Source organism: Allopontixanthobacter sp. (genome assembly GCF_034376665.1).
Classification (GTDB): Bacteria; Pseudomonadota; Alphaproteobacteria; order Sphingomonadales; family Sphingomonadaceae; genus Allopontixanthobacter.
The window spans coordinates 1-12,050 of record NZ_JAXMJI010000017.1 but is presented as its reverse complement, the minus strand read 5'-3'; the positions used below and the strand labels follow the sequence as shown (position 1 = coordinate 12,050).

The 12,050-nt window shown below is 60.4% G+C and carries 14 protein-coding genes and 1 tRNA gene; 6 read left to right on the top strand and 9 right to left on the bottom strand.

Annotated elements, in window-relative coordinates; translation table 11 throughout:
- The 5 genes from U0988_RS01510 to U0988_RS01490 form a co-directional block, all read left to right on the top strand.
- On the top strand, window positions 1-218 hold a 218-nt coding region (locus tag U0988_RS01510), incomplete at its 5' end, for a hypothetical protein (protein WP_322290884.1).
- Window positions 215-658, top strand: a complete 444-nt coding sequence (locus U0988_RS01505; RefSeq protein WP_322290883.1) for a hypothetical protein — start codon at window positions 215-217, stop codon at window positions 656-658. The genes U0988_RS01510 and U0988_RS01505, both read left to right, overlap by 4 nt.
- Before the next feature lie 171 nt (window positions 659-829).
- Window positions 830-1,540, top strand: coding sequence for a transposase (locus tag U0988_RS01500; RefSeq protein WP_322290882.1), 711 nt, complete (start codon window positions 830-832; stop codon window positions 1,538-1,540).
- Entirely contained in the window at window positions 1,530-1,895 is a 366-nt protein-coding gene (locus U0988_RS01495; protein ID WP_322290881.1) for a hypothetical protein, read from the top strand. Before U0988_RS01500 ends, U0988_RS01495 begins: the two co-directional genes overlap by 11 nt.
- On the top strand, window positions 1,892-2,311 hold the full coding sequence (locus tag U0988_RS01490) for a hypothetical protein (protein ID WP_322290880.1): 420 nt from the start codon (window positions 1,892-1,894) through the stop codon (window positions 2,309-2,311). Before U0988_RS01495 ends, U0988_RS01490 begins: the two co-directional genes overlap by 4 nt.
- An 862-nt stretch (window positions 2,312-3,173) precedes the next feature.
- On the opposite strand, the gene U0988_RS01485 is transcribed toward U0988_RS01490, so the two are convergent.
- From U0988_RS01485 to efp, 5 genes are all read right to left on the bottom strand, one after another.
- Window positions 3,174-4,508, bottom strand: coding sequence for an amidohydrolase (locus tag U0988_RS01485; protein ID WP_322290879.1), 1,335 nt, complete (start codon window positions 4,506-4,508; stop codon window positions 3,174-3,176).
- A gap of 26 nt (window positions 4,509-4,534) precedes the next feature.
- Window positions 4,535-6,334: an SLC13 family permease gene (locus tag U0988_RS01480; protein WP_322290878.1), complete on the bottom strand. Its 1,800-nt coding sequence runs from the start codon at window positions 6,332-6,334 to the stop codon at window positions 4,535-4,537.
- A 143-nt stretch (window positions 6,335-6,477) separates the two neighbouring features.
- Window positions 6,478-6,562, bottom strand: a tRNA-Leu gene (locus U0988_RS01475).
- A 61-nt stretch (window positions 6,563-6,623) separates the two neighbouring features.
- Entirely contained in the window at window positions 6,624-7,442 is an 819-nt protein-coding gene (locus tag U0988_RS01470) for an inositol monophosphatase family protein (protein WP_416172347.1), read from the bottom strand.
- A 6-nt stretch (window positions 7,443-7,448) separates the two neighbouring features.
- Window positions 7,449-8,012: an elongation factor P gene (gene efp / locus U0988_RS01465; protein ID WP_322290876.1), complete on the bottom strand. Its 564-nt coding sequence runs from the start codon at window positions 8,010-8,012 to the stop codon at window positions 7,449-7,451.
- 139 nt (window positions 8,013-8,151) lie between these two features.
- Here efp and U0988_RS01460 point away from each other — a divergent pair, with 139 nt between their 5' ends.
- Window positions 8,152-8,508 (top strand): hypothetical protein, encoded by a 357-nt coding sequence (locus U0988_RS01460; protein WP_322290875.1) that lies wholly within the window; start codon window positions 8,152-8,154, stop codon window positions 8,506-8,508.
- Window positions 8,509-8,529: 21 nt separating this feature from the next.
- Here U0988_RS01460 and U0988_RS01455 read toward each other — a convergent pair whose 3' ends face one another.
- The 4 genes from U0988_RS01455 to U0988_RS01440 form a co-directional block, all read right to left on the bottom strand.
- Complete coding sequence (locus U0988_RS01455; RefSeq protein WP_322290874.1) at window positions 8,530-9,225, bottom strand: M23 family metallopeptidase; 696 nt, start codon at window positions 9,223-9,225, stop codon at window positions 8,530-8,532.
- Window position 9,226: 1 nt separating this feature from the next.
- Window positions 9,227-10,414, bottom strand: coding sequence for a L,D-transpeptidase family protein (locus U0988_RS01450; RefSeq protein WP_322290873.1), 1,188 nt, complete (start codon window positions 10,412-10,414; stop codon window positions 9,227-9,229).
- Between the two features lie 139 nt (window positions 10,415-10,553).
- Window positions 10,554-11,216 carry a thiamine phosphate synthase gene (gene thiE, locus U0988_RS01445; protein ID WP_322290872.1) on the bottom strand — a complete coding sequence of 221 codons (663 nt, stop codon included), beginning with the start codon at window positions 11,214-11,216 and terminating at the stop codon, window positions 10,554-10,556.
- A gap of 40 nt (window positions 11,217-11,256) precedes the next feature.
- A partial coding sequence (locus tag U0988_RS01440) for a fructose bisphosphate aldolase (protein WP_322290871.1) occupies window positions 11,257-12,050 on the bottom strand: 794 nt, incomplete at its 5' end.

Here is a 12,050-nt window from a genome sequence, read left to right as displayed (position 1 = left end):
CTTGCGCACAGGCCGACCGCTGGCAGCGGACGAATGGATCAAACGGCAGGAGGCTGCTATCGGCCAACGTCTGCGGCCTTTCAGGCGAGGCCCGAAACCGCGCAAGGAGGCGGGGAATGGCAATTAAGTATACTGTCCCCGGAATTACAGATATGTCTGATGAATTCATCGCTGAGGTTTATGAAAATTGGATTGCGGATGGAAAACCCGGTCTATGATAACGTTAGAAATTGTGTTCAACTCAAGTATTCCAATAGCCACTTTCAGTGGCGAGCACCTCGGGATTGAATTTAGCTCGGAAATAAAAAGTGACAAATCCCCGTCACTTTGGGAGGATGAGCTTTATTCGAAAATCGATGGATCGATTGTTCATATATTTGATCGGGAATTCATAGGCAAGCCAGGTTACCGGGCACTGTTTGAAGACATTGTCGACGGCCCGCCTTTGATAAAGTTTGACGGCCCTACGTTGCGAGAGTTTGAAATGTTAACACGTTTCTGTCTAGAAAACTCAAGTGATGGTTCGATCTTTGTTTGTGCAGATTACCAGTTTGGACCTCCTCCGGCAAAAATGATTAAAGCACAATTATATGATTTTCTACAAAATCTCGGGTCGCAAGGAATCCGCGTGAACTCGTGCACCGAAGTTCACGCTTGAAACGGCATCAAGTTCCGGGGACACCGCGTAATTGATGTAGCCACTCTCCTTCTTGGCACGGGCACCATGAAGTGCCCCAAACGAGAAGGGTGACCGATTGTTGCAATCGAAGAATTCCGGGGACAGTATACTTAATTGACGCTCTCACTCGTTAGGCCTAGCCATGGTGCGATGGCCCGTCTTGCTCGCATTGTCGTTCCCGATGTCCCGCATCACGTAACCCAGCGCGGCAATCGGCGCTTGCCGGTGTTCTTTTCGGATGACGACCGGCGCGAGTATCTCCGGCTGGTGGCGGAGGCGACCCGGGCGAGCGGCACACGTTGTCTGGCGTGGTGCCTGATGGACAATCATGTCCATCTGATCCTCGTGCCGCAGGTCGAGGACGGCCTGCGGGCGACGTTGGGAGAGGCGCATCGGCGCTACACCCGGATGGTGAACTTTCGCGAGGGCTGGCGCGGGCATCTGTTCCAGGGCCGGTTCGCGAGTTACCCGATGGATGAAGACCATCTGATGGCGGCGGTGCGCTATGTCGAGAATAATCCGGTGTCGGCAAAGATGGTCGAGCGGGCCGAGGACTGGCCCTGGTCGAGCGCGAAGAGCCATATCCAGGGGGGGCGCACACGGCTCGATCCGCTCACTGACATGGAGGCTCTTGCAGGCACCGCGCCCAATTGGCAGGCGATGCTGCGGCACGGGCTTGGTGCGGGTGGTGTCGGAGCAGAAGGGGAAGCCGTAGCCGAGGCGATCGAGGCCCGCTTGCGCACAGGCCGACCGCTGGCAGCGGACGAATGGATCAAACGGCAGGAGGCTGCTATCGGCCAACGTCTGCGGCCATTCAGGCGAGGCCCGAAACCGCGCAAGGAGGCGGGGAATGGCAATTAAGTATACTGTCCCCGGAATTATTGCCCGGAATTCATTGGTCGGTGGTTTAACCGGGAGCGTGGGGGTCTTTCGGAATCTGAAGACTGGAACGACAGGTCGATTTGTCACCGTTGGAGCGGTTATTGGTATTGAAAGTGGCGGTACTATAACTGGAGGACATTTCGAAAGCTTGGCTTCGTTAGCTGGCGCCGCACAATTGAACAGCTTGACCATTGGTTTTCTGAATGGTTCCGCTAGCTTTAATTTGGACGGCAATTTTATCGGTTACGATGTTGGATTGTCGTCGCCAGGGGTAGGCGCAAGTTCGGGAGTGACGAAGACGTCGATCTCTAACTGCGTATTGGGCGGCCAATGACCAAAATCTTTTGTGTCTTGGCAATAGCTGCGACTGTAGGATCTTGTTCAGGCTTAGAAGAATCCGGCGTTCCAATAAAAGATTTTGAACCTTACCTTGGATGTTACGCCTTCCAAGATGGTACGCAGCTCACTGTAGATAAAAATCTTATCATGATCTCATCTATCCACCGCCATTTAGAAATCCAATTCCGCAGAGACAAATGGGGGGATTTCATTCTAGTGCGTCCCGCGATATGGCCGCGCATCGAGGGCCGGTCCATTCGATTCTCAGTAGAAGATGGCCAAGGCGTCATTGTTAGGCCATCTGACAAATACTTTGGCGATGATCGACTAAGCTTCATGAGCAAGGAGGGGAAGGAGATTCTTGCTCAGAAGGTAGCCTGCTCGTCAGCTTCCTCACTTGCCGCAAAGTGATGACTGTGGGTCTACCGTTGGGGGTTCTTATGTCAGAGGCGCGCTAGAAGGACTGGCAATAGTGGCTGATGTTGCGTCGGTAGCAGTGACACTTACAGGAGTAGGCGCTCCGGCCGGTGGTGCTCTACAACTTGGCAAGCTTGGCTTGGAAGTCGGGCTTGGCGCTCTCAATGCCTACGACTGTTTGGCGAACTCAAATTGCACACCACTTGCCATCCAAGCTGCAACTCTGCCGGTTTGCACTATTCCAGGGGCACGTGTAATTCCAGGGACAGTATACTCAATTCAGGCTCTGCTCGCTCAACTGGCTTAGGCCACTGCCCGTCTCCGCGTGAAACACACTTTGGACCGGCGATGGACGCGCGCCATCAGCGCCGTACACCCACCCCCGGCCCCTCCCTCCAGGGAGGGGGGAAGGTTAGTTTCCGCCGCCAGCAAACTTGATCCCCTCACTCACCCTCACTCCCCAGCCCGCGCCACAATCTTGAATTCCAATTCCGGGGACACAAAAGTAATTAGCCTTTCTCGTGCCGCGCGATCCCGCAGTCCAAGGATTTTCCTACACTCAAGCGGCCTGTTACCGTTGCCTCGCGAATTGCTGGCTCTTTGACATGTGAATATCGGACTTGCCGCAGGCTTAGTTTTTCCTCGCGGGTGCCACGGCTTCGCGGGGCCTTGTAGGAAATTTTCGCATAGAACGGCGTTACAGGATTTTATTTTCTCCACGGGCCGAATGTGTCACCCTGCCCCCTCGAAACCCGCAGTTTTGCGCGGATTCTGGTGGCGGACAGTAAATGTTGGATGTGTCACTTGTGTCACCCTCGGCGGTCGCGGGCCTGTTCCCTCGATGATCCACTAGAATTTACTGTACGTTCGCCAATCCCATCAGATCAAGCGTCGCGGCCGTCATGGCTTCGGTGGCGGTGGCGATCACTTTCTCCGCATCGGGGGCCCAATAGGGGCTGTGGAGTGATGGAAGGCTGATTTCGCCCGCCTGGGCCCGCTCGAATTCCGCCTGCGGCACGCCGCCGACCCAGAAGATCAGCGATTTCGTGTCGTCGGGCGATGCGCGCAGGAACTGGCTGAAATCCTCGCCGCCCATGACCGAGGGCACCTTCATCACCCGCGCTTCGCCGAACCGTTCGCGGAAACCGGCCATCACGCTCTCGGTGAATTCCGGCGAATTATAGGTTGAGGGCGTGTAGTCCTTCTCCAGCGTCACCACCGGCATCCGGTCCTCCGGCATTCCGGCGGCAATGGCCTCGCCCTTGGCGATGCGGCTGATCCCGTCGAGCAGCAGTTTGCGCGATTCGTCGCTATAGGACCGCACGGTCAGTTGCAGCTTCGCCTCGTCGGAAATGATGTTGTGCTTGAAGCCGGAATGGAAACTGCCCACCGTGATCACCGCCGGGTCCAGCGGGCTGCTTTCGCGGCTGACCAGCGTCTGGAATTTCATCACCATGGCGCTGGCGAGCACAATCGGATCCTTGGTGGTGTGCGGGTAGGCTCCGTGGCCGCCGACGCCCTTCACATGGATGTCCACGCTATCGACATTGGCGAGCGCGAAGCCGGGCGAATAGCCGATCATCCCGGCGGGGAACTGCGCCGCATCGTGGAACGCCAGCACCGCTTCGGGCTTGGGGAAGCGGGTATAGAGCCCGTCGTCCAGCATCGCTTTCGCGCCGAGCCCGATTTCCTCCGCCGGCTGGCCGATCATCACCAGCGTGCCGGACCATTCACCCTTGCGTTCCGCCAGCAATTGCGCGGTGCCGATCCAGGCGGTCATGTGGGTATCGTGGCCGCAGGCGTGCATCACGCCGGTTTCCACGCCGGATGCCGGAACCGCGACCTGTTTGGAGGCATAGGGCAGCCCGGTCTGCTCGGTCACCGGAAGTCCGTCCATATCGGCGCGGAGCATCACCGTGGGGCCCTCGCCATTGCGCATTACCGCGACAACGCCGGTCTTGCCCACGCCTTCGGTCACTTCGAAGCCGAGCGCCCGCATCCGCGCGGCCAGCTTGGCGGCGGTTTTGACTTCCTCGAAACTCAGTTCCGGGTGCTCGTGAAGATCGCGGTAGAGGTCCATCAGCTGCGGCATGTCGGATGCGACGGCATCGCGCAATTCGTCCGCTAGCGCGCTACTCGGCGCGGTCAGGGCGGCAGCGGCAATCGCGGGCAGCAGGAATTTCTTGAGCATTTCAGTCTCCCTTGCGTCCCGCCGGCCTACATTCCGTAGGTCATCACCAGCAGGATCGATAATGTCGTCGTCATCAGCAGGACCAGCGGCACGCCGGTGCGAATATAGTCCCTGAATTCGTAACTTCCCTCCGCCATGATCAGCATGTTGGTCTGATAGGCGATCGGGGTGGCATAACACAGATTGCAGCCGAACAGCACCGCCAGAATCAGCGGTTCGGGCGGCAGGCCGAGCTGGGTGGCGATATTGAATGCGATCGGGGTGCCGACGGTCGCGGCGGTCGCGTTGGAGGCGAAATTGGTCAGCAGGGTCACGAACAGCATGATCATCGCCAGCACCATCGCCGGCGGCAGGAACTGCAGGCCTAGCGACAGCGTTTCGCCCAGCCATGCCGCAGCGCCGCTGTCGAGGATGATGCGCCCGATGGCAATGCTCGCCGCGACCAGCACGATCACCTTGGCGGACAGCGCGCGGCCCACCCGGTCGAACTTCACACAGCCGGTCACGAACATCAGGATCGCCCCGGCCAGGGCGGAGATCGCAATCGGGAACAGGCCGATCGACGCCGTGCCGACCGATCCGACCATGATGGCCCCGGCCAGGACGGCCTTCGACCGGCGCGGCAATTCCCGCGCTCCGTCGAGGATCAGCAGGCTGTCGGCGCGGGCAAACTCCTGCAGATCGGCTTGCAGGCCCATCACCAGCAGGACATCACCCTCCGCAATTTGGATGTCGGCACCCGCGGCGTCCGCAGGTTCCTCCCCCATGACCGTACGCGGGCGGTGGATACCCAGCACGGCGACGCCATAAAGGTCGGCAATTCCCGAGGTGGGCAGGGTACGCCGGATCAACCGGGAATCCGCGGTCACGGCCATCTCCACCACGGTGATATCTTCGCGACTTGCCGATGCATTGCGGCGGATACGCGCCAGCACCCAAGCGGGAGCCGCCTCGCCCTGAAGCGAACGCATCGCTTCCTCCAGCGCTTCATGCGTACCCGTAATGCGCAATCTCTGCTGAGCGTGAAGTGCACCGGCTGGCGGATCGATGAATTCCAGATCTGCAGGCATCTTACCTACAATTGAGGAGATATCGCGCCCGATTAGCGGACTGTTCTCGCCTATCCGCAGACGGCAGTGAAACCGCCGCATCCCGCCGTCCTTGGCCACCCGGTTATCGCTGAGCAGGCGCGGCATGATCAACCACAGATAGGGCAGAGCGACGACTGCCGCCATCATCACGATGGGAGTGAACTGGAACACCCCGATCGGCGGCATCCCCAGATCTGACGCAATCGACACGACCAGCAGGTTTGTCGAGGTACCGATGGTGGTCGCCATCCCGCCGATCAGCACCGCAGCGTTAAGCGGGATCAGCGTCTTGGACGCTGGAAGCGCCCCGCGCGCCGCCAGGGAAACGAAGATCGGTAGCAGCAGCACCAGCACCGGCGTGTCGTTAATGATCATCGACAGGGAGAACGCCAGCAGCAGCGACACCAGCAGACCAAGCTGCAAATTGATCTTGAATACACTTTCGAGGAATCTGGCCGCCGGTTCCAGAGCACCGGTGACGACCAGGCCGCGCCCCATAATCATCAGCGCGCAGATGGTGATCAACGCGTAATGCCCGAAGCCCGAAAATGCCAGAACCAGCCCGTCGGTCGGCCCGGTCCCCTCCAGCGGGAAGAAATACAGGCCCACCGCAATCACCGCGATGGTCAGCAGCGAGACGATTTCTGTGGTCATCCGCCCGCGGGCAAAGGCCACAAACATCGCAATCGTCACCACCATGGCCGCAATCGCGTGGAAGGAGGGAATGCTCAACATCGTGTGGCGGTGCGAATCCCAAAGCGCGGCACTAAACACAAGCGAATTCGGCGATCGCAAGGGGTTGGAGCCCGAGTGGCGAATGCCTGGCATCTGGGATTTTGCTCGCGTCCGGTCGCAAAATGCGCCGAGCAAGCAGTGAATGGTGCCCCTGGCCAGACTCGAACTGGCACTCCGTTAGGAACTCGATTTTGAGTCGAGCGCGTCTACCGATTCCACCACAGGGGCACTCTCTTGCGGATCGCGCGGCTGCTTAACCCCGCTTCGCCGCGACTTCAAGCATTCCGCGTTACGCCTTCAGCGCACCCGCCACCAATTTGTGCAAGCGTGAATGGATGACGTCGTTACCCGCGACGACCTGCTCGGAATGAATGGGTAAGCTCCGCCCACGGTAATCGCTGACGAAACCGCCCGCCTCGCGCACCAGCAGGCAGCCGGCGGCGGTATCCCAGTCACTCAGACCGCTTTCCCAGAACCCGTCATACCGGCCCTGCGCCAGCCAAGCGAGATCAAGCGAGGCGGCCCCGAACCGGCGGACACCGGCAACTTGCGGACCCACGGCGGCGAAGATTTTCGACCATTCCGCGAAACTGCCATGGCCCTGGAACGGGATTCCGGTGGCGATCAGCGAATCCGACAGGCTCTGGCGGGAGGACACACGCAGCCGCGCATCCTGCAGCCAGGAGCCGCGCGTCTTTTCCGCCCAGAATGTCTCATCGGTAATCGGCTGATAGATCACTCCTGCGAACACATCGCCCCAGCCACTGCCGTCCAGCTTGGGTTCCTGCGCCGCGATGGAGATCGCGAAATGCGGAATGCCGTGGAGGAAATTGCTGGTGCCATCCAGCGGGTCGATGATCCACCGCGGTTTGCCCGGATCACCTTCGATGACGCCCGCTTCTTCCAGCACGAAGCCCCAGTCGGGGCGCGCCGCCAGCAGTTCGTCATACAGGATGCGTTCAGAACGCTGGTCGGCTTTGGAAACGAAATCCGCGGGACCCTTGCGGCTCACCTGCAGATGTGCCACTTCGCCGAAATCACGGCGAAGGCGCGCGGCGGCCTTGCGGGCGGCGCGTGACATGACTCGTATTACACCGGATAAGTGCATGGCGGCTCAGCTAACCTTGCCGACATAGGTGCGGTCATAAACATCGACCACGATGCGGGTTCCGCTCTCGATATGGGGCGGCACCATGACGCGCACGCCGTTTTCAAGCACGGCCGGCTTGTAGCTGGAAGAAGCGGTCTGACCCTTGACCACGGCATCGGCCTGGACAATTGTTGCTTCGACCTGGTCGGGCAAAGCAACGCTGATCGGTTTTTCGTCATACAGTTCGAGCGATACATCCATCCCGTCGGTCAGGAATGCCGCGGCGTCGCCGAGCAAATCCCTGGGCAGGGTGATCTGTTCGTAATTTTCCTTGTCCATGAAAATCAGGCTGTCGCCTTCTGCATAGAGGAACTGGAAGTCCTTGGTGTCGAGGTGGACCTTCTCCACGGTATCGGCGCTGCGATAGCGCACGTTGGTCTTGCGGCCATCGACCAGGTTCTTCATTTCGACCTGCATGTAGGCCCCGCCCTTGCCCGGCTGGGTGTGCTGGATCTTGCCGACTTTCCAGATGCCGGTTTCGTATTCGATAATGTTGCCGGGACGGATGTCCACGCCGCTGATTTTCATGAGCCGTAAACCTTGCTTTTCGTAATATACGGGCGCTGCGCCCCAATCGTGGCCGCGCCCTTAACCCACGTCTGCCCGTGCGGCAAGGATAGCTGGCATGTCGCCGGGCTGGCTGATAGGACTTGCGCCGATGAATAGAATGGCTTTGATCTTTCTGGCGACCGTCGCAGTTCCCGCCGGTGCTACGGTCGCGGCGCCCGGAGGGAGGCTCGACACGCTGCCTCAGGGGCAATATCGCTGCGCCCTGCCCGGCGATGCCGCAGGGGCCGCGTGGATCCCGCTCGAGGACCGGAATTTCACCATTGGCAATGGTTCGACCTACCGCACACATCAGGGTAGCGGCACTTATCTGCTGACCGGCACCCAGGTGACATTCACCCGTGGGCCGATGAAAGGGCTCAAGTTCGAACGAACCGGGTCGGGCACGCTTCGCTGGATCGACGACAACGGCGAGCCGGGACGGGTGCGCTGCGTCCGCTCGGGCTTCGCGCGGTAGCAGCGCTCCCGCTTCAGGCGACTATTTCCTGGTGAGCAGCGTGTAGGGGTTCAGCGCGTTGGCCGGCTCCCACCATTCGGCATCGGCAGTAGTCCGCAGGATCGCGAAATGCAGATGCGGGGCATCCGGCGATGCGTTGCCTGTGCTACCAACCCCGCCGAGACGTTGCCCCCGGCGAATACGCTGCCCTTCTTTCAGGCCCTGCGCATAATCGGACAGATGCGCGTAATAATGGATCGTCAGCCGGTCGGGCGATCGGACATAGATCGTCTTGCCGCCCGCCTTGGAAGTGAACAGTTTCTCGATGGTGCCGGGTGCTGCCGCCACCACCGTCGTCCCCTCGGGCGCCATGATGTCGATCGCTTCATGCAGGCTGGCCGTGTCGCTGCGGGCGTCGGTAAACGAATCGGTCAGGTCGGACGGCCGGACGTTCAATACCGGAACCATCAAGTTTCCGTTTCGCTCTGCACCGGCGCGAATGACTCCGCCCTGGTCGAGCGCAGATCCACCTTCGGTCAGTTCCCCGCTCTCTGCAGCGGGGCTTGGGTCTGCCACCGGCTGCGGGCTCGGCGCAGCGTCTGCGGGCCGGGTTGCCTTGCGCTGGCCCTCGCTGTCCGCCATTTCCATCAAGGTGCCGCCCGCAGTGATCCACAAGGCGGAAGTCACCGTGGCGGTGATGACGATGGTCAGTGTGCGATCGATCCAGTTAGTTGCCATATCAGGCTTCGAATAGCACCTTTGTGCCCGGACTTACCATCCCCGCCAGCCGCGCCGCATCCCAATTGGTCAGACGCACGCAGCCATGGCTCTCCGCCCGCCCGATGGTTTGCGGTTCGGGAGTACCGTGGATGCCGTAATGCTCCTTGGAAAGATCGATCCAGACCACGCCTACCGGACCGTTCGGTCCAGGCGGCAATTGCTGCTTGGCGTCGTCGTCAGGAACATCCCAGAACAGTTCGGGATCGTAGGCAAACGGCGGATTGTAAGCCGTCCCGTTCACCTTCCATTCGCCCAGCGGCAGGGGATCGTTTTCCGAGCCTGTGGTGACAGTGAACAGGGCAACGAGCTTGTCCTGAGCGTCGAACACCTTGAGCGTTCCGCCAGATTTGCTGACCACCACCCGGTCCGCCTCGGGCTGTTCGCTGCCCACGCCCAGAGAGGCCAGAGTTTTTGCCCAGTCCTGGTTTTCGATCGCGCCGGGAACGATGCGGTCGGCACCGATGTTCGGCACGCGGATCGTCTGCCCCGGAGAAAACACGGACGCCGTGACCGGCTTTTCCTCATCAGGCTGCGCATTGGCAGAGGATTGCCCGGCTGCCGAAGCCGCGTTCTGGGGTCCGGCCGGCTTGCCCCCCGGGTTCAGGCTCTTGAGCACCTCGATGGTTGTGTGAAACCGTTCGGCCAGCTTTTCATCAAGGGAATTGTAGCCCAGCCGCTCCATTTCGGCCTGCTTTTTCGGACTCTCCGGTACCTCCTTGAAGGTCAGCCTGCTCCAGCTTGCGGGGATAGTAACGATCCGGGTCGCGGGGACTTTATTCCATGCGGCCAGCTTCTGCTTCGTCGCTTCATCCAATTCCCCGGTGACCTTCAGACCGTTCGCCTCCTGAAAGCCCCTCAAGGCGTTCTCGGTGGATGCTCCCATCTTGCCGTCGATTACGCCCGGGCCGAACCCTTGACGGTCCAGAACCACCTGCGCCTGCATCACCGGCCGCTCCGAACTATCGGGAATTTCATCGGTCTGGTCACCGCCCATGGCATCATCGCGCGACGCCATTTCGTCGGCAAGGTTGTCCGGCTTGCTTACCTCTGCTGTCGCTACCTGGGTTTCGTCGGGGTCTGAATCGGTACTGCTGAAGCCGCAAGCGGCAAGCGCCAGAATCGACGCGGAGATGAAGATATTGCGCATGAAAATTCCCTTGTCGCGCTCCCACCGGATCGGAAGCAGGTATCGGGAATAGAACCTCTCGCCCGGCGATTGGTTTCCGTTGCGCCAGTTATCGCGCTTCAGTGGCGCTGCTTGGTCGCGGGAGTTAGCCGACCGGCATTCATTCGCCCCGGCGGTTGACCTCGACCGACCGAATGGCCTCGGTAAACGCCCGTACCGCAGCCACCTCGTCGCCGTTCCAGACAGCGCCGGAAGCCGCGATGAAGTCGACGCCCGCGGCGATGATGGGCGCACAATTTTCCGGCGTGATCCCCCCAATCGCGACGCTCGGGATTTCGAACAATCCGCTCCAGAACTCGATCAGTTCGATGTCAGCGGTATGGTCGGCCTGCTTGGTGGTGCTGGGGAAGAACGCGCCGAAAGCGACATAATCCGCGCCATTTTCACCCGCTTCCATCGCGAGATGCCGGCTGCCGTGACAGGTCACTCCGATCTGCGCTTCGCGGCCCAACTCCTCACGCGCATCGCGAACCGAACCGTCCTGCTGGCCCAGATGCACACCATCGGCACCGAGGCGCTTGGCCAGCGCGACGTCGTCATTGACGATGAAGGCGACATCATGCGCCGCACAGATTTCCTGGAGCGGCTTGGCGAGTTCCGCGGCCTCGTGCTGGCCGATGCCTTTCACGCGGAACTGGAACGCGGTAATCGGGCTTTTCCCCTCCGGCGCGGAAAGGGCGCGTTCGAGACGCGCGGGAAAGTCCCCACCGACATCAAGGGGGGAAATCAGATAGAGCTGGCAGCGGGTGACGGTGTTGGACATGGCGCGCACTTACCGTGCAGACTGGCCGCCGCCAAGCCCGTTATCCTGCGACCGATGCCGCCTGTATCTCGTCGATTGCCTTCGCCAGCGCCGCATCGAATTCGGCGTCGTCCATTCCGGCCCGCAATTCCTCGAGCAGGGCACGGCTGAAACTGGCGATCATCCCGCTGTTCCTGGCCAGATGCGCGCAGGCTTCTTCCCGGCTGAATCCGCCGGACAAGGCGACCACGCGCAGCACCTTGGGGTGATCGACCAGCGGCTGGTAGAGATTGGCTTCGACCGGCAGCGACAGTTTCAGCATCACCTGCTCGCCATCGGGCAGCGCATCCAGCGCGCGCATGGTTTCAGCCAGCAGAAGCTGTTCGGACTGCGCCCGGTCATCTGCCTTGATGTTCACTTCCGGCTCGATGATCGGCATCAGACCATGACCGATAATCTGGCGGCCAACTTCGAACTGCTGGGCAACGATTGCCGCGATCCCGGCAGGATTGGCCGACTGGATCACAGAGCGCATCTTGGTGCCGAACATCCCCGAGGCCTTGCCCTTCTCCAACAGCGCATCCAGTGCCTGATTGGGCTTCATCAGCTGGACGCCGTCCGCCTCGTCTTCCAGGCCTTTGTCGACCTTCAGAAATGGTACAATACCGCGCGCTTTCAGAGTGTCAGGCACCGGAATTCCGTCCGTTATGCAGCCGTCCATCGTCTTTTCGAACAGAATTGCGCCCAACACCTTTTCGCCGCTGAAACTTGGCGAGGTGACGATTCGGCAGCGCATTTCGTGAATCCTGGCGAACATTTCGTCCTCGCCGGACCATTCGCTGTCATCGATGCCGT

Coding starts and splice junctions, on each gene's coding strand:
- U0988_RS01505 (WP_322290883.1), top strand. CDS start 215: ATGATAACGTTAGAAATTGTGTTCAACTCAAGTATTCCAATAGCCACT.
- U0988_RS01500 (WP_322290882.1), top strand. CDS start 830: ATGGCCCGTCTTGCTCGCATTGTCGTTCCCGATGTCCCGCATCACGTA.
- U0988_RS01495 (WP_322290881.1), top strand. CDS start 1,530: ATGGCAATTAAGTATACTGTCCCCGGAATTATTGCCCGGAATTCATTG.
- U0988_RS01490 (WP_322290880.1), top strand. CDS start 1,892: ATGACCAAAATCTTTTGTGTCTTGGCAATAGCTGCGACTGTAGGATCT.
- U0988_RS01485 (WP_322290879.1), bottom strand. CDS start 4,508: ATGCTCAAGAAATTCCTGCTGCCCGCGATTGCCGCTGCCGCCCTGACC.
- U0988_RS01480 (WP_322290878.1), bottom strand. CDS start 6,334: ATGTTGAGCATTCCCTCCTTCCACGCGATTGCGGCCATGGTGGTGACG.
- U0988_RS01470 (WP_416172347.1), bottom strand. CDS start 7,442: ATGCACTTATCCGGTGTAATACGAGTCATGTCACGCGCCGCCCGCAAG.
- efp (WP_322290876.1), bottom strand. CDS start 8,012: ATGAAAATCAGCGGCGTGGACATCCGTCCCGGCAACATTATCGAATAC.
- U0988_RS01460 (WP_322290875.1), top strand. CDS start 8,152: ATGGCTTTGATCTTTCTGGCGACCGTCGCAGTTCCCGCCGGTGCTACG.
- U0988_RS01455 (WP_322290874.1), bottom strand. CDS start 9,225: ATGGCAACTAACTGGATCGATCGCACACTGACCATCGTCATCACCGCC.
- U0988_RS01450 (WP_322290873.1), bottom strand. CDS start 10,414: ATGCGCAATATCTTCATCTCCGCGTCGATTCTGGCGCTTGCCGCTTGC.
- thiE (WP_322290872.1), bottom strand. CDS start 11,216: ATGTCCAACACCGTCACCCGCTGCCAGCTCTATCTGATTTCCCCCCTT.